General features: G+C 66.5%; 13 protein-coding genes. 7 read left to right on the top strand and 6 right to left on the bottom strand.

The features are described from left to right. The first annotated feature begins 24 nt into the window (after window positions 1-24). The 5 genes from ASC92_RS04130 to ASC92_RS04110 are packed head-to-tail and all read left to right on the top strand — an operon-like array spanning window position 25 to window position 5,099. Window positions 25-1,053 carry a P1 family peptidase gene (locus tag ASC92_RS04130; RefSeq protein WP_056510609.1) on the top strand — a complete coding sequence of 343 codons (1,029 nt, stop codon included), beginning with the start codon at window positions 25-27 and terminating at the stop codon, window positions 1,051-1,053. Window positions 1,054-1,070: 17 nt separating this feature from the next. Beyond that, complete coding sequence (locus tag ASC92_RS04125; RefSeq protein ID WP_056510606.1) at window positions 1,071-2,450, top strand: TAXI family TRAP transporter solute-binding subunit; 1,380 nt, start codon at window positions 1,071-1,073, stop codon at window positions 2,448-2,450. Continuing rightward, a complete protein-coding gene (pabB, locus tag ASC92_RS04120) occupies window positions 2,440-4,209 on the top strand; it encodes an aminodeoxychorismate synthase component I (protein ID WP_056510601.1) in 1,770 nt (589 codons plus the stop codon). Before ASC92_RS04125 ends, pabB begins: the two co-directional genes overlap by 11 nt. Before the next feature lie 52 nt (window positions 4,210-4,261). Then, window positions 4,262-4,759 (top strand): MerR family transcriptional regulator, encoded by a 498-nt coding sequence (locus tag ASC92_RS04115; RefSeq protein WP_056510598.1) that lies wholly within the window; start codon window positions 4,262-4,264, stop codon window positions 4,757-4,759. Beyond that, on the top strand, window positions 4,677-5,099 hold the full coding sequence (locus tag ASC92_RS04110) for a carboxymuconolactone decarboxylase family protein (RefSeq protein ID WP_056510595.1): 423 nt from the start codon (window positions 4,677-4,679) through the stop codon (window positions 5,097-5,099). The genes ASC92_RS04115 and ASC92_RS04110 overlap by 83 nt, the downstream gene beginning before the upstream one ends. A gap of 153 nt (window positions 5,100-5,252) precedes the next feature. Here ASC92_RS04110 and ettA read toward each other — a convergent pair whose 3' ends face one another. Further along, window positions 5,253-6,914, bottom strand: a complete 1,662-nt coding sequence (gene ettA / locus ASC92_RS04105) for an energy-dependent translational throttle protein EttA (RefSeq protein ID WP_056510593.1) — start codon at window positions 6,912-6,914, stop codon at window positions 5,253-5,255. Between the two features lie 311 nt (window positions 6,915-7,225). Between ettA and ASC92_RS04100 the strand changes: the two genes are divergently transcribed. Together ASC92_RS04100 and ASC92_RS04095 are read left to right on the top strand one after the other, a co-directional pair. Then, window positions 7,226-9,031, top strand: coding sequence for a DEAD/DEAH box helicase (locus ASC92_RS04100; protein ID WP_056510590.1), 1,806 nt, complete (start codon window positions 7,226-7,228; stop codon window positions 9,029-9,031). Between the two features lie 137 nt (window positions 9,032-9,168). Next, window positions 9,169-10,182: an endonuclease/exonuclease/phosphatase family protein gene (locus tag ASC92_RS04095; protein WP_056510587.1), complete on the top strand. Its 1,014-nt coding sequence runs from the start codon at window positions 9,169-9,171 to the stop codon at window positions 10,180-10,182. A gap of 3 nt (window positions 10,183-10,185) precedes the next feature. On the opposite strand, the gene ASC92_RS04090 is transcribed toward ASC92_RS04095, so the two are convergent. From ASC92_RS04090 to ASC92_RS04070, 5 genes are all read right to left on the bottom strand, one after another. After that, window positions 10,186-11,256, bottom strand: coding sequence for an ABC transporter ATP-binding protein (locus tag ASC92_RS04090; RefSeq protein ID WP_056510585.1), 1,071 nt, complete (start codon window positions 11,254-11,256; stop codon window positions 10,186-10,188). A 20-nt stretch (window positions 11,257-11,276) separates the two neighbouring features. After that, window positions 11,277-12,128 carry a carbohydrate ABC transporter permease gene (locus ASC92_RS04085; protein ID WP_056510582.1) on the bottom strand — a complete coding sequence of 284 codons (852 nt, stop codon included), beginning with the start codon at window positions 12,126-12,128 and terminating at the stop codon, window positions 11,277-11,279. 82 nt (window positions 12,129-12,210) lie between these two features. After that, window positions 12,211-13,086, bottom strand: coding sequence for a carbohydrate ABC transporter permease (locus tag ASC92_RS04080; RefSeq protein ID WP_082519458.1), 876 nt, complete (start codon window positions 13,084-13,086; stop codon window positions 12,211-12,213). A 39-nt stretch (window positions 13,087-13,125) separates the two neighbouring features. Beyond that, window positions 13,126-14,508, bottom strand: coding sequence for an ABC transporter substrate-binding protein (locus ASC92_RS04075; RefSeq protein WP_056510577.1), 1,383 nt, complete (start codon window positions 14,506-14,508; stop codon window positions 13,126-13,128). 107 nt (window positions 14,509-14,615) lie between these two features. Further along, the gene (locus ASC92_RS04070; RefSeq protein WP_056510574.1) at window positions 14,616-15,359 is read right to left on the bottom strand and encodes a FadR/GntR family transcriptional regulator; all 744 of its coding nucleotides are present in this window, start codon (window positions 15,357-15,359) and stop codon (window positions 14,616-14,618) included. Window positions 15,360-15,412 lie beyond the last annotated feature (53 nt).

The following is a 15,412-nucleotide window of genomic DNA, read 5'->3' as shown; positions in this document are numbered from 1 at the left end:
GGTGCGGTCCCATAATCGGCCGCCATGTCAGCCTCAGTTTCTGCTCCCTCCCAATCCGCCGGTTCCATCACCGACGTCGCCGGCATCGAGGTCGGCCATTTCTCCGACACCCGCCGCCCCACCGGCTGCACCGTGGTCATGGCGCGCGACGGCGCGGTGGCCGGCGTGGACGTGCGCGGCGCCGCCCCCGGCACGCGCGAGACCGACCTGCTCGCGCCCGGCAACCTCGTGCAGCAGGTGCACGCGGTGATGCTCGCGGGCGGCAGCGCCTGGGGCCTCGCGGCCGCCGATGGCGCAATGCAATGGATGGAAGAACGCGGCATCGGCATGGACGTGCGCTTCGGCACCCTGCCCATCGTGCCGGCCGCCGTGCTGTTCGACCTGCCCATGGGCGATGCGCGCATCCGCCCCGATGCCGCCGCCGGCTATGCGGCCTGCGAGGCCGCGAGCACCGCGGCGCCCGCCGAAGGCAACGTGGGCGCGGGCACCGGCGCGCTGGTCGGCAAACTCTTCGGCGTGGACCGTGCAATGAAGGGCGGCGTCGGCACCGCGTCGGTCACGGTCGGCGGCGTCACGGTGGGCGCGCTGATCGCGGTCAACTCGCTGGGCGACGTGATCGACCACAACACCGGCCAGCCCGTGGCCGGCGCGCGCACCGAAGACGGCAAGGCGCTGCTCGACACGCGCCGCGCGCTGCTGCGCGGCGACAGCCCCAAGCCGCTGCTGGCGGGCACCAACACCACCATCGGCGTGATCGCCACCGACGCGGTGCTGACCAAGGTGCAGGCCAACCGGCTCGCCATGGTCGCGCACGACGGGCTGGCGCGCGCCATCAACCCGGTGCACACCATGAGCGACGGCGACACGCTGTTCGCGCTGGCCACCGGCCGCGTGCCGCTGGAAGGCAGCGCGCCGGGCATGACGGTGCTCAGCACCATGGCGGCCGAGGCCGTCGCGATCGCCACGCTGCGCGCGGTGCACGCGGCGCGGTCCGTGACGGTAGGCGAGCTGCACATTCCCTGCGCGGCCGATCTCGCCACGCCGCGCGGCTGAACACGGAAGAGACCACCATGGCGTTTCCCAGAACCTTGAAACTGATCCTGCTGTCGATCCGCGACCTGATCGCCTCGGCCGGGCCGATCGTGTTCATCGTGATCGGCCTGCTGATCGCCGCCTACTGGTGGCTGCAGCCACAGCCGCCCAAGCACGTCACGCTCGCCACCGGCCCCACGGGCAGCGCCTATGCTCAGTTCGGCAAGCACTACGCGGAAGCCCTCAAGCGCGCCGGCATCGAGGTGGAGCTCAAGCCCACGTCGGGCTCGACCGAGAACCTGCAGCTGCTGCGCACCGGCGGCGCCGACGTGGGCTTCGTGCGCGGCGGCAGCGCCGACCCCGTGGCCGACGAAGAGGCTGGTCTGACCTCGCTCGGCAGCCTGTTCTACGAGCCGATCTGGCTGTTCTATCGCGCCGACTCGGCACAGAAGATCGACCGCAAGACCGGCACGCTGAGCTCGCTCACGCAATTGCGCGGCCTGCGCGTGAACGTCGACATGCCGGGCAGCGGCCTGCCCGACATCATGGAGCGGATGCTCAAGGCCAACAATCTCGGCCCCGGCGACCTGCTGTTGTCGAACCTCGAACAGGCGGCCGCGGCCGAAGCGCTACAGGCCGGGCTGCTCGACGCCATCGTGCTGTCTTCGGCGCCGCAGTCGCCGCAGGTGCAGCGGCTGCTGCGCTCGGACGACATCAAGCTCATGGACTTCGGCCAGGCCGACGCCTACTCGCGGCGCTTTCCGTTCCTCTCGGCAGTGACGCTGCCGCGCGGCGTGGTCGACCTGTCGAAAGACCTGCCGCCGCACGACGTGTCGCTGCTCGCGGCCACCACCTCGCTGCTGTCGCGCGAGGAAACGCACCCTGCCTTGCGCCAGCTGTTCGCACAGGCTGCGCAGTCGATGCATGGCGGCGCCGGATGGTTCAACCGGGCGCGCGACTTCCCCAACACGCGCACCAGCGAACTGCCGGTGAGCCCCGAGGGCGACCGCGCCATCAACGGCACGCCGCCGATCTGGCAGCGCTACCTGCCGTTCTGGGCCAGCAACCTGGTCGAGCGCATGTGGCTGGTGCTGGGCGGCCTGTTGGTGTTGATGCTGCCGCTGAGCCGCGTGGTGCCGCCGCTTTATCAGTTCCGCGTGCGGCGGCGCGTCTTCCGCTGGTATGCGCGGCTGCGCGACATCGAGGCCAAGGTCGATTCGCAACAGGGCGCTCAGAAGGTGCTGCTCGAAGACCTCGACCAACTCGACCGTGTCGTCAACAAGGTGGCCGTGCCGCTTTCATATGCCGACGAGCTCTACGCGCTGCGCAACAACATCTATGCGGTGCGCAAGCGGGTGCTGGCCAGGACGTCGCAAGGCGCTGCCGCACCGACGGCCGCGGCCAACGATGCCGGCTGATGGCGCCCTGCGTCCGGCCTTGCGCACGCTGATCGATTTTGCGCAGCCGCGCAGCGATGGCGCGAGCCGGCTGCGCCTGGCTTTCGGCGCGCCATCGCGCGTGCTGGTGGCGCGGACTGCCGGCGAGGTGCGGCCGGTGCTGGAGGCTGTAGAGGCGCTGGCGCGCGAGGGGCGCTGGTGCGTGGGGTATCTGCGCTACGAGGCTGCCGAGGCATTCGATCCTGCGTTTGCCGTGCACGAAGCCGACGGCCCGCTGGCATGGTTCGGCGTGCATGACGAAGTGCAGCCCTGGCCGGATGATTCGCCCGCGATGCCGCCGGTCGAATGGCAAGGCAGCCTCTCGCGCGAGTCCTTCGACCAGCGCATGCAGGCCATCCACCGCGCAATTGCCGACGGCGAGCTCTACCAGCTCAACTACACCGCCGCATTGCATGCTGAATTCCACGGCGACGCGCGCGACTGGTTCCTCGCGCTGCGGCAGGCGCAGCCCGGCGGCTACAGCGCCTTCATCGACACCGGCGAAGAACAGGTGCTGTCTGTGTCACCCGAACTCTTCTTCGACTGGCAGGGCGACCGCATCCTGACGCGCCCCATGAAGGGCACGGCCCCGCGCGGCGCCACGTCCGCCGAAGATGAGGCGCTGGCACAGCGGCTGCGCACCGTGCCGAAGGAACGGGCCGAAAACGTGATGATCGTGGACCTGATCCGCAACGATCTCTCACGCGTGGCGCGGCCTTTTTCGGTGCGCGTGCCCCGGCTGTTTCACACGGAGGCGCTGCCGACGGTGTGGCAGATGACGTCGGATGTCGAGGCGCTCGTGCGCGACGGCACCACGCTGGCCGACCTGTTCGGGGCGCTGTTTCCGTGCGGCTCGATCACCGGCGCGCCCAAGGTCAGCGCGATGCGGCTGATCCGCGAGCTGGAGCCCGAGGCGCGCGGTGTGTACTGCGGCGCGGTCGGCGTGGTACGGCCCGGCGGCCATGCGACCTTCAATGTGCCGATCCGCACCGTGACGCTGCGCGGCACCGAGGCGCGCTGCGGCATCGGCAGCGGCATCACGGCCGATGCGCGGGCGGATGCCGAGTGGGAGGAATGGCGTCACAAGCGAGCCTTCCTGGGCCAGGCAGCGAGCCCGCCGTTCGAGCTGCTCGAAACCCTTGCGCTGGTTGGCGGCGAGCTGCGCGATGCGCCCGCGCACCTTGCGCGCATGGCGGCCGCAGCAGCGCATTTCGGCCGCGCGTGGAGCGAAGCGCTCGTCACTGCATGCCTCGATCGACTCAAGGCACGGCACGCCACCGGCACGTGGCGCGTGCGCCTGCTGCTCGATGCGCAAGGCGTGCCGCGCGCCGAAGCCTTTGCGATGGAGGCGCCACCCGCGCGTGTCCAACTGCAACTGGCCACGCGCGCGTTCGACGAGGCCGACAGCGACTTCACCCGCTTCAAGACCACCCGACGCGCCCACTACGACGCCTTCGCGCCCACCGCCGCGGGTGTGTTCGACACCTTGCTCTGGAACCGCGACGGCGAGATCACCGAATGCACGCGCGGCAACATCGCCCTGCTGCTCGACGGCCGCTGGGTCACGCCGCCCTTGCACTGCGGCCTGCTGAACGGCGTCGGCCGCGCCAATCGGCTGCGCAGCGGCCAGCTTGCCGAAGCCGTCGTGCGGGCGGACGATCTGCCACGCGTGCAGGCACTTGCCTTCGTGAACAGCCTGCGCGGCTGGCTCGATGCCGACCTGCACGCTCAGCAAGAATAGTTCGTCAAAGCGCTTGACTTGGAGCGCGCTCTAACTTCGAGAATTCAACGCCATGGAAACCAGTCTGACCATCGCGGAAGTCGCGCAGCGAACCGGCCTCACGGCCTACACGCTGCGCTACTACGAACGCATCGGGCTGATCGCCGCGGTGTCCCGTGCACCGGGCGGTCAGCGCCGCTATGCGAGCGCCGACATGGACTGGCTGGCTTTCCTGTTGCGCCTGCGCGAGACCGGCATGTCCATCCAGGGCATGCAGGCCTTCGCCACGCTTCGAAGCCAGGGGGACGCCAGCGTCGGCGAACGGCGCGAGATGCTCGAGCAGCACCTCGCCGAAGTTCAGGCCCGGGTGGCGGCGCTGCAGCAATCCATGCTGGCGCTGTCGCTCAAGATCGACCACTATCGTGCGGTCGAGAAGACGAAGAAGCGTCCTCCTTCATCGGGCACTGCCCCGGAAGGAAAGACGAGCAATGACGAACACACAGAACCAGGGCCACGACGACAACCTGCGCTACACGCGCGGCCTGGCCAAGCTTCACGAGATCGACGGTGAAGGCGGCGTCAAGGTGGTCGAGAGCCTGGCCGGCATCGCGCCCGACTTCGCCCGCCTGGTGATCGAGTTTCCGTTCGGCGACATCTACTCGCGCCCCGGCCTCGACCTGCGCTCCCGCGAAATCGCGACGGTGGCCGCGCTCACGGCCATGGGAAATGCAGTGCCGCAGCTGAAGGTGCACATCCAGGCCGCGCTGAACGTCGGCGTGACGCGCACCGAGGTGGTCGAGGTCATCATGCAGATGGCGGTCTACGTGGGCTTTCCGGCGGCGCTCAACGGGCTGTTTGCGGCGCGCGAGGTGTTTGCGGCGGACGATGAAAAAAGCGCGCAGTCCCTTTGAGAACCACGCGCTGTCTTTGTCTTGCTCCTTCCCCCTCTGGGGGAAGGCAGGGATGGGGGCTGACGGCGCTTGCAATGCAGCGGTGCCTGTTCGAAGGCCGTCGAGCCCCCACCCCAACCCTCCCCCGGAAGGGGAGGGAGAAATACCGGAGCCTTACTTGAGGGCCTTGTAGCGCATGCGCTTGGGCTTCGCGCCTTCTTCGCCCAGGCGCTTCTTCTTGTCGGCTTCGTACTCCTGGTAGTTGCCGTCGAAGAAGGTCCACTGGCTGTCGCCTTCGGCGGCCAGGATGTGGGTGGCGATGCGGTCGAGGAACCAGCGGTCATGGCTGATCACCATGACCGTGCCGGCGAACTCGAGCAACGCGTCTTCGAGCGCGCGCAGGGTTTCCACGTCCAGGTCGTTCGACGGTTCATCGAGCATCAGCACGTTGCCGCCCGCGATCAGGGTCTTGGCCAGGTGCAAACGACCGCGCTCGCCGCCCGACAGCGTGCCGACCTTCTTCTGCTGGTCCGCACCGTTGAAGTTGAAGCGACCTGCATACGCACGGCTGGCCATCTGGAACTTGCCGACGTTGATGATGTCCAGGCCGTTCGAGATGTCTTCCCACACGGTCTTCTGGTTGGCGAGCTCGTCGCGGTGCTGGTCGACGAAAGCCGCCTTGACGGTCGAGCCGATGACCACATGGCCGCTGTCCGGCTGTTCCTTGCCCGCGAGCAGCTTGAAGAGCGTCGACTTGCCGGCGCCGTTCGGGCCGATGATGCCGACGATCGCGCCCGGCGGCACGGTGAAGCTCAGGTTGTCGATCAGCATGCGGTCGCCGAAGGACTTGCTGACGCCGTGGAACTCGAACACCTGCTGGCCCAGTCGCTCCGCCACAGGTATGAAGATTTCCTGCGTTTCGTTGCGCTTCTGGTATTCCATGTCGCTCAGCTCTTCGAAGCGGGCCAGGCGCGACTTGCTCTTGGCCTGGCGTGCCTTCGGGTTCTGGCGCGACCACTCCAGTTCCTTCTTCAGGGCCTTGGCGTGGGCTTCTTCGCTCTTTTGCTCCTGCGCCAGGCGTTCGCCCTTCTGCTCGAGCCAGGTGCTGTAGTTGCCCTTCCAGGGAATGCCGCGACCGCGGTCCATTTCCAGGATCCACTCGGCGGCGTTGTCCAGGAAGTAGCGATCGTGGGTGATGGCCACCACGGTGCCCGTGAAGCGCTGCAGGAACACTTCGAGCCACTCCACCGATTCGGCATCCAGGTGGTTGGTCGGCTCATCGAGCAGCAGCATGTCGGGCTTGGACAGCAGCAGGCGGCACAGCGCCACGCGGCGCTTTTCGCCGCCTGACAGCAGGCCGATCTTCGCGTCCCACGGCGGAAGGCGCAGTGCGTCGGCGGCGATTTCCAGCTGATGCTCGGAATCGGTGCCGGCGGTGGCGATGATGGCTTCGAGCTGGGCCTGCTCGGCGGCCAGCGCGTCGAAGTCGGCGTCTTCGGCACCGTAGGCGATGTACACCTCTTCGAGGCGCGCCTTGGCCGCGAACACCGCGCCCATGGACTCTTCGACCGATTCGCGCACCGTGTGCTCGGTGTTGAGCTTGGGTTCCTGCTCCAGATAGCCGATCGTCATCCCCGGCATGGGCAGCGCCTCGCCCTCGAACTCCTTGTCCACACCCGCCATGATCTTGAGCAGCGTGGACTTGCCCGAGCCGTTCAGGCCGAGCACGCCGATCTTGGCGCCGGGGAAGAAAGAGAGCGAAATGTCTTTCAAGAGCTGCCGCTTGGGCGGCACGGTCTTGCTGACACGGTTCATCGAATAGACGTATTGAGCCATCTGGGAGTAGTTACCTTGGGTACAAAGATTCGGGGGGAAAGCGCGGTCGCCAGAAAGAAGCCCTTGGGAGGCATTCAGGCGCGGCAAACCACCGATTATCGACTCATGCGACAATAGCCACCGTTGCCGGGTCCAGTTGCCCGCAACACCGGCTCTCTGCCGGGGACGAAGAAAGGTCCATTTCAACCCTTTTGCGAGGGCGGACTTTCCGGCTCCCACCCCTGACCTTCATCTGCCTTGACTGGCTCGGCGTCAACAAGACGCCAAGCGGGCCGATGCCACTGCGCCGTGTATGGCGCTTATTGTTTCCAATGAATTTTGATGAACTGAAGCTGGCTCCCGCCATCTTGAAGGCTGTGCACGAGCACGGTTACGACACCCCCACCCCCATCCAGGCGCAAGCCATCCCCGCCGTCCTCGAAGGCCACGACCTGCTCGGGGGCGCCCAGACCGGCACCGGCAAGACGGCCGCCTTCACGCTGCCCATGCTGCACAAGCTCACCATGAGCCGCAGCGCCACCAACAAGTTCGGCGGTGTCGGCATCCGCGCCCTCGTGCTGACCCCCACGCGCGAACTCGCGGCCCAGGTCGAAGAGTCTGTCCGCACCTACGGCAAGTACCTGCAGCTCGACTCGACCGTGATCTTCGGCGGCGTCGGCATGAACCCGCAGATCAGCAAGCTCAAGAAGGGCGTCGACATCCTCGTGGCCACCCCCGGCCGCCTGCTCGACCTGCAGCAGCAGGGCATGCTCGACCTGAGCCAGGTGCAGATGCTGATCCTCGACGAAGCCGACCGCATGCTCGACATGGGCTTCATCCACGACGTGAAGAAGATCCTGGCCCTGGTGCCCAAGGAAAAGCAGAGCCTGCTGTTCTCGGCCACCTTCAGCGACGAGATCCGCGACCTCGCGGCCACGCTGCTGAAGAACCCGCAAAGCATCCAGGTCACGCCGCGCAACACCACCGTGCAGCGCATCACGCAGGTGATCCACCCCGTGGGCCGCGGCAAGAAGAAGGCGCTGCTCGCGCACATCATCAACGAGAACAAGTGGAGCCAGGTGCTCGTGTTCACGCGCACCAAGTTCGGCGCCAACAGCGTGGCCGAATTCCTCACCAAGAACGGCATCGAGGCGATGGCGCTGCACGGCAACAAGAGCCAGAGCGCCCGCACGCAGGCGCTGGCCGGCTTCAAGACCGGCGACATCCGCGCGCTGGTGGCCACCGACATCGCGGCCCGCGGCATCGACATCGACGAACTGCCGCACGTCGTGAACTACGAAATTCCGAACGTCAGCGAAGACTACGTTCACCGCATCGGCCGCACCGGCCGCGCCGGTTCGAGCGGCGAGGCCGTGAGCTTCGTGTGCCTGGACGAAGAAGGCTTCATGCAGGAAATCGAACGCTTCACGAAGCAGACGATTCCCGTGCAGATCGTCGAGGGCTTCGGCCCTGAAGAAGGCGAACGCGCAGAACCGATCGCCATGGGCCGCCAGACGATCTGGGGCGGCGCCGGCCGTCCGCCGAGCCGCGACGTGATGCAGGCGGCCGCCAAGGCTGCCCGCACCGAGATGCTGCAGCGCATCCGCGAGAACAAGGCCGGCCAGGGTGGCGGCGAGCGCGCTGGTGGTGGTGGCAATGGCGGCGGTCAACGCCGCGGTGGTGGCGGCCAGGGTGGCGGTCAAGGCCGCAACGCCAACGGCGGGGGCCAAGGCCAGGGTCAAGGCCCGCGCGGCCAGGGTGCTCGCGCACCGCAGGGCCGTGGCCCGCAAGGTCCGGCACGCACGCCGCACCATGCACCGCATCAGCAACAGGCCCATCAGCCGCACGACGAGCGCCAGCCGCGCCATCACGGCAACAGCCATAGCCCGACCCAGGCCAACCAGGTCGCGCACCTGCGCGCCGAAGCGGTCGCAGGCGGCGCCGGCCAGCCGGATCCGTTGCGCACGAGCGTCGACCACATGGGTGGCGGACGTGGTCGCGGCCGCCCGGGCGGCGGTGGTGGTGGCGGCTACGGCGGCAACCGTTCGGGCGGCGGTGGCCGTTCGGGTGGTGGTGGTGGCTACGGCGGCGGTGGCCGCTCGGGCGGCGGCGGTGGTGGCCGTTCGTTCGGTCGCTGAGACTCGCCGCGGGTAGAACACCTACCCGGAAGATGAAGAAAGGGCACTCGGTGCCCTTTTTCTTTTGCGGTCGTCAGCGTGTGTGGCAGGCAAGGTTTCGATAAGCAACGGTGACCCGGGCCACAATCGTTGCCGCCATGCAGTACATCCCACCCAACTACGCCACCCTCTTCGTAGCCACCTGCAACCTCCTCAATCTCGCGGCGCCGAACCGCGTGTACTACGAGAACCAGGACGCCTACACCGAGCGCGAGTACGAACGAAAGATCGACTGGACCAGCGAGCGCTTCCATGCGCTCAATGCCGACGTGCTGGCGGTGCAGGAAGTGTGGGACGAGTCGGCGCTCAAGGCCTGCATCGCGCGCAGCGGCCTGCGCTACGACTTCGTCTCGGTGCCGGGTGCCGAGAACACGCCACCGCACACCGGCGCGCAGGGCACGCCGCGCGTGGGCATCGCGACGCGGCTGAAGGTGGACGAGCTTCGCTCCTTCGTCGACTTCCCTCCGGGCTTCGGCGTCGAGGTGCCGGGCCTGGGCCCCCACACGCGCTTCGAGCGGCCTCCCCTGCTCGCCACGGTGCGCATGAAGCATGGCCAGCAGGTGCATGTGCTCACGGTGCACCTGAAGTCCAAGCGCCCGAAATTCCTGCAGGACGCACACGGCAACCCGCTCGAAGACCGCGACGACCGCAAGGTGGGCGTGATGGCGTCGCTGCGCTCGCTGCTGATGCGCGGCGCGGAGGCCTCGGCCCTGCGCTGCATCGTCATCGACCTGCTGCAGGACACGAACGTGCCGCTCGTGGTGATGGGCGACTTCAACGACAACCCGCACAGCGTGACGACGCAGCTCGTGGCCGCCACTTCCGAGGTCGCCTACGACAAGGCCGCGCGCGACGTGGCCCTGTTCAACGCCTACGAGATGCAGGGTGAATCGGCGCTCAAGAAGGACGTGGCGTACTCGCACATCCACCAGGGCTTTCCGGATGTGCTTGACCAGATTTTCGTGAGCGAGGAATTCGTTGCCACCAGCCGCCACAGCCTGGGCGACGTGCGGCGCGTCGACTACTTCAACGACCACCTGCACGAAGGGCGCGACCGCTCGCGCTCGGACCACGGCTTCGTGCGCGCCTTGCTGCGGCTGCGCACGGCCTGAAGATCAGCCCATGCGCCGGCCGGTCTGCCGGTCGAACAGGTGCACGCTCTCCGCGCTGATGGCCAGCCGCACGGTCTCGTCGGGTCCGGCATCGACGCGGCCATGCACCGCCAGCACCAGCTTTTCCTCGCCGACCTGCACCAGCAGTTCGGTCTCGGCACCGGTGGGCTCGACCACGATCACCTTCGCTTCGACGCTGTGCGGGCCGCCGCCGAGCGTCATGTCGCCGGGCCGGATGCCGTAGTGCACAGGCTGTCCGTCGGGTGCCGAGGTGCCGGCCGGCACCGGCCAGCGCGCGCCTTGCGATTCGACCCAGCAGTCGCCACCGGCGCGCCGCACCGTGCCCTCGAGCACGTTCATCGATGGCGAGCCGATGAACTGCGCGACGAACAGGTTGTCGGGCCGGTCGTACAGCTCCAGCGGCGTGCCGATCTGCTCGATGATGCCGTCGTGCATCACCACGATGCGGTCGGCCATGGTCATGGCCTCGATCTGGTCGTGCGTCACGTAGACGGTGGTGGTCTTCAGGCGCTGGTGCAGCGCCTTGATCTCGGCGCGCATCGCCACACGCAGCTTGGCGTCGAGGTTGGACAGCGGCTCGTCGAACAAGAACACCTTCGGGTCTCGCACGATGGCACGGCCCATGGCCACGCGCTGGCGCTGGCCGCCCGAAAGCTCGCGCGGATAGCGGCCCAGCAGCGCGTCGAGGTTGAGGATCTTCGCAGCGCGAGACACGCGTTCGTCGGTCACCGACTTCTCGGCGTTGCGCAGCCGCAGGCTGAAGCCCATGTTCTCGCCCACCGTCATGTGCGGGTACAGCGCGTAGCTCTGGAACACCATGGCGATGTCGCGGTCCTTCGACTCGAGGTCGTTGACCACGCGGCCGTCAATGACGATCTCGCCGCCGCTGATGTCTTCCAGGCCCGCGAGCATGCGCAGCAGCGTCGACTTGCCGCAGCCCGAAGGGCCGACCAGCACGACGAATTCGCCGTCGGTGATGTCGAAGCCAAGGCCCTTGATGATCTGGACCTTGCCGAAGGATTTCTGGATATTGCGAAAGGTTACGGATGCCATGTTGTCGTTCCTGAATTCGTTCAGCTCTTGACGGCGCCGGCCGTCAGGCCACCCACCATGTAGCGTTTGAAGGCGTAGTAGATCGCCGCAGGCGGCAACGCATAGATGAGGCCGGTGGCCATCAGCAGCTCCCACGGCGAATCGTCCGCCGAGAGGAAGTTGCCGAGCGCGACGGCAAGGGTCACGCTCCTGTCGTTCGACAGCAGCAGGAAGGCATAGAGGTACTCGTTCCATGCCAGCAGCAGCGAATAGGTGCCCACCGCCACCAGCGACGGCACCATCAGCGGCAGGTACACGAGGCGGAACAGCTGCAGCGGCGAGGCGCCGTCCATGCGTGCGGCTTCGTCGAGTTCGTAGGGCAGCTTGTCCGACGCCTGCTTCAGCACCCAGATGCAGTACGGCGAGGCGATGGTCACCATCGCCAGGATCAGCGCCCACTGGCTGTTGAGCAGCCCGTAGTTGCCCATGGTCTTGTACATGGGCACGGCCAGGAACGCCGCCGGGATGAAGTACGTGAACAGCGCCAGGTTCATCACCGTGCGCCCGCCGCGCACGCGCAGCCGGCTGATGGCAAACGCCGCCGTGGTCGCAACGAACAGCGTGAGCACGCCCACCGACAACGCGATCAGCAGCGAGTTCCACAGCTGCAGCCAGAAGTGATCGAGGTAGAAGTGCTTCTGCTGGAACACGATGCGGAAGTTGTCCAGCGTCGGGTTCTTGGGCCACAGGTGGCCCGAGGTCGCGGAGTCCTTCGACGAGATCGCGAACAGCACCATGTGGTAGACCGGGATCAGCGTCCACAGCAGCACCGGGATGCCGATCAGCAGCAGCTTGGCCTCGGTCGCTACGGCCTTGGGGGTCCAGCGTTTCATTTCGCCCTCCGACGAGCCGCCTCTAGGAGGGCGGCGGCCCCCTCGGGGGGCAGTGAATACACGAAGTGATGAACGTGGGGGCTCATTTCGAGAGCCTCTTCATCATGAAGTAAACGAGCGGCAGCACGAGCGGCAGCGCCACCACGATGGAAGCCATCGACAGGTCGACCTGGTCGAGCCGCAGGTAGCGGATGCCCAGCGTTGCGAGCACGTGCGTCAGGTCGGCAGGTCCGCCGCCGGTCAGCAGGTAGACGCTGTTGAAGTCGCCCAGCGTCCAGATCATCGAGAGGATCAGCGAGGTGACGTAGAGCGTCTTCAACGCGGGCCAGCTCACGAAGCGGAATTTCTGCCAGGACGATGCGCCGTCGACTGAGGCGGCCTCGTATTGCTCGTTGGGGATGGCCAGCCGACCCGCCACCAGAATGAGCGTCCAGAACGGCAGCGACTTCCACACGTGGACCACCATCGCGAAGGCCAATGCCAGCGCGGGGTCGTTGAGCCAGTTGGGCCCGTCGGCGCCGGTCAGGCGGAAAATGGTGCTGTTGATCACGCCCCACTCCGGGTTCAGCATGAAGCGGATCGACAGGATGGTTGGAATCGAAGGCATCGCCCAGGGCAGGATGAAGATCGCCGAGACGATCTTGATCCACCAGCGCGATGTCACGAAGAAGCCCGAAAGCACCAGTGCCACGAGCATCTTGAGGTTGATCGCCACGATCAGGAAGATGGCCGTGTTGATCACCGATCGGAAGAAGATCGGGTCTTCGACCAGCTTCACGTAGCTTTGCGGATGGCGGGCGAGCCAAAGCCCGTAGCCCACCGGGTAGAGCACGAACACCACGAACACCAGCAGGTAGGGCACGACCATGACCGCGCCCCAGAACTGCCAGCGCGCATGGCGCGCCCCGAGATTGGCAACAGGCGCCGTGGGCGGCGCGGCGGCGACGATAGAGCTCATACGAGTCAGTCCGATGAAGTGGTGCCGTACGCGTACGGCTTACTGCGCCGCCACCGTCTTGATGCGCGCGATCATCTCGTCCACGGCCTTGTCCACTGGCACCTTGTCGGTGACGACGCGGCTCATGGCCTTGGCCCAGACGTTCTCGTTGTTCAGCACGGTGAACTTGTAGTTCTTGGTGAATTCGAAGGTCACGGTGCCGGCGGCGTACTGGTTGTAGACCGAGAGGCGGTGCGGGTCAGCCTTCCAGAAGTCGCGCTGCTGCGCGGCCTTGGTGACGGGGAACCAGCGGCCCAGCGAGCCTTCGACGTACGGCGTCAGGTTCTCTTCCTGCATCAGGAAGGCGACGAACTCCTTGGCGCGGGCCTTGTTCTTCGCGTCCTTGAACACCACGCCGGTCTTCACCGCACTGCGATAGACCATCTTGCTGCCGTCGGGCTTGCTCGGGAAGCCGGCCGTGCGGATGCGCTCGGTGTAGTTCTTGCGCGCTTCCTCACGCTGTTCGGGCGTGAGCGAAGCGTTGTCCGAATCGTCGAGCCACTTGGCGGCGATGGAGATGGTCGCGTTGTGCGTCATCACGGTCGTCTTGTTGTGGAACGCGACGTTGTTGTCCGGGTCCTTCCAGCTGGTGGAAGAAGGCGGCGTGCAGCCCTTTGTGTAGGGCGCGGTGTAGTCGGTCAGCGCGCCGATCAGGCCGGTGCGCACCTTCGGGTCGTCCACCAGCAGCTTGCCGTTGTCGTCCACCAGCTTGACGTTGTAGGCGTCCATGAAGGTCAGGAACGAATAGAACGAGTCGCTCGAATCCACGCCCATCGGCATGCCGATGCCGAAGGTGCGCTTGCCGCTTTCCTTGCGGCTGGCAGGTTGCACCTTCTCGCACCAGAACGACCAGTACTCCTTCCAGGTGGCCGGGATGTCCGACTCCTTGAAGCCCGCCTCCGCCAGCATGTCGCGCCAGTACTCGATGTGCATCGTCTGCTGCTTGATCGGGAAGGCGTAGTAGGCCTTCTTCTTGGTCTGGTCGTTGTAGAGGTAGGTGGTTTCGAGCGTGTTGGGCGCGAAGCGGTCCTTCATGGGCGTGAGCACGCTGCTGATGTCTTCGAGCTTGCCGTCGAACGCCCACTTGCCGGTGACCTGGAAGTCGTACACGTCGGCGTAGGCCACGTCGGGCGGGCTGCCCGAATCGAGCGCGGACACGGTCTTGGGGATCATGTCCTGGATCGGGTACTGCGACAGCTCGATCTTGACGTTCTTGTTCTTGTCCTCGAACTTCTTGATGGCGGCGAACAGCGCGTCGTCCTCCGCCTTGTAGAAGCCCTTGACCCACCAGACGGTGAGTTTTTCCTGCGCGGCAACGTGGCCTGCCGACAGCAGGCCCAGCGCGAGCAGCGTTGGCGCGATCAGCGACTTGACGAGTTTCATGGTTGATGTCTCCTTCTCTTCTTCGGTGGAATTTGCTCGGGGCGCGAGCGTAGGGTGAAAGAACCGGATGCGAACTGCGGACAAACGCTTAGACGGCGCAGATGCGGCTAGCTGGCCTTGAGCCTCGGCGGGGGCCGGCTCAGGCGCGGCAATCGCCGGCGCGAGCCCAGCACGTCCTCGATGTCCTGGCGCGCGCCATCGATGAGGCGGATGATCGCGAGCTCGGCCTTGGTTGGGTCATGCGCGATCACCGCGTCGATCACCGCGCGGTGCAAGGGCAGCGACAGCGCGGGACCGTCGGGCTTGGCGGTCGAAATCTCGAAACTGGTGCGCAGCAGCGCGTTGAGCACCTTGCTCATCTGCGCGAGCATGCGGTTGCCCGCGGCACTCAACAGGCCGTTGTGAAAGCGCAGGTCGAAGGTGACGTAGTCGCCGCCGTTCTCCACGGCCTCCTTCATGCCGGCAAAGGCGGTCTCTATTTCCTCGATGTCCTTGGCCGTGGCCCGCTCGGCCGCGAGCCGCACGGCCGCCGGCTCCACTACGCGGCGCAAGTCCTGCAGGTCGCGCAGGAACTCGGGCGTGAGCCCCGCGCGCGCCTGCCAGGTGATGACGTCGGGGTCGAACCAGTTCCACTTGTCCTTGGGCAGCACGCGCGTGCCGACCTTCGGCCCCGTGACGATCAGGCCCTTGGCCGCCAGCGACTTGATGGCCTCGCGCACCACGGTCCGGCTCACGCCGAGTTCCTCACCGAGCACGGGCTCGGAGGGGATCGACGCACCGATCGCATAGCGCCCGGACACCACGGCTTCACCGAGCAGTTCGAGCGTTCGACCGTGGATGTTCTTGATCATGTGCGATGTGAAATTCGGTATCTCGACGCTCGAAAACACGAAGGGTCCGGCGT

The sequence above is a fragment of the Variovorax sp. Root411 genome, assembly GCF_001425205.1.
Lineage (GTDB): Bacteria > Pseudomonadota > Gammaproteobacteria > Burkholderiales > Burkholderiaceae_C > Variovorax.
This window is presented reverse-complemented; position numbering and strand designations above follow the sequence as displayed.

Bases quoted from the DNA above. Each gene is read 5' to 3' on its own strand.
- ASC92_RS04095 (WP_056510587.1), top strand. From the start codon at position 9,169: ATGCAGTACATCCCACCCAACTACGCCACCCTCTTCGTAGCCACCTGC.
- ASC92_RS04085 (WP_056510582.1), bottom strand. From the start codon at position 12,128: ATGAAACGCTGGACCCCCAAGGCCGTAGCGACCGAGGCCAAGCTGCTG.
- ASC92_RS04075 (WP_056510577.1), bottom strand. From the start codon at position 14,508: ATGAAACTCGTCAAGTCGCTGATCGCGCCAACGCTGCTCGCGCTGGGC.
- ASC92_RS04080 (WP_082519458.1), bottom strand. From the start codon at position 13,086: ATGAGCTCTATCGTCGCCGCCGCGCCGCCCACGGCGCCTGTTGCCAAT.
- ASC92_RS04130 (WP_056510609.1), top strand. From the start codon at position 25: ATGTCAGCCTCAGTTTCTGCTCCCTCCCAATCCGCCGGTTCCATCACC.
- ASC92_RS04070 (WP_056510574.1), bottom strand. From the start codon at position 15,359: ATGATCAAGAACATCCACGGTCGAACGCTCGAACTGCTCGGTGAAGCC.
- ettA (WP_056510593.1), bottom strand. From the start codon at position 6,914: ATGGCTCAATACGTCTATTCGATGAACCGTGTCAGCAAGACCGTGCCG.
- ASC92_RS04100 (WP_056510590.1), top strand. From the start codon at position 7,226: ATGAATTTTGATGAACTGAAGCTGGCTCCCGCCATCTTGAAGGCTGTG.
- ASC92_RS04125 (WP_056510606.1), top strand. From the start codon at position 1,071: ATGGCGTTTCCCAGAACCTTGAAACTGATCCTGCTGTCGATCCGCGAC.
- ASC92_RS04110 (WP_056510595.1), top strand. From the start codon at position 4,677: ATGACGAACACACAGAACCAGGGCCACGACGACAACCTGCGCTACACG.
- pabB (WP_056510601.1), top strand. From the start codon at position 2,440: ATGCCGGCTGATGGCGCCCTGCGTCCGGCCTTGCGCACGCTGATCGAT.
- ASC92_RS04090 (WP_056510585.1), bottom strand. From the start codon at position 11,256: ATGGCATCCGTAACCTTTCGCAATATCCAGAAATCCTTCGGCAAGGTC.
- ASC92_RS04115 (WP_056510598.1), top strand. From the start codon at position 4,262: ATGGAAACCAGTCTGACCATCGCGGAAGTCGCGCAGCGAACCGGCCTC.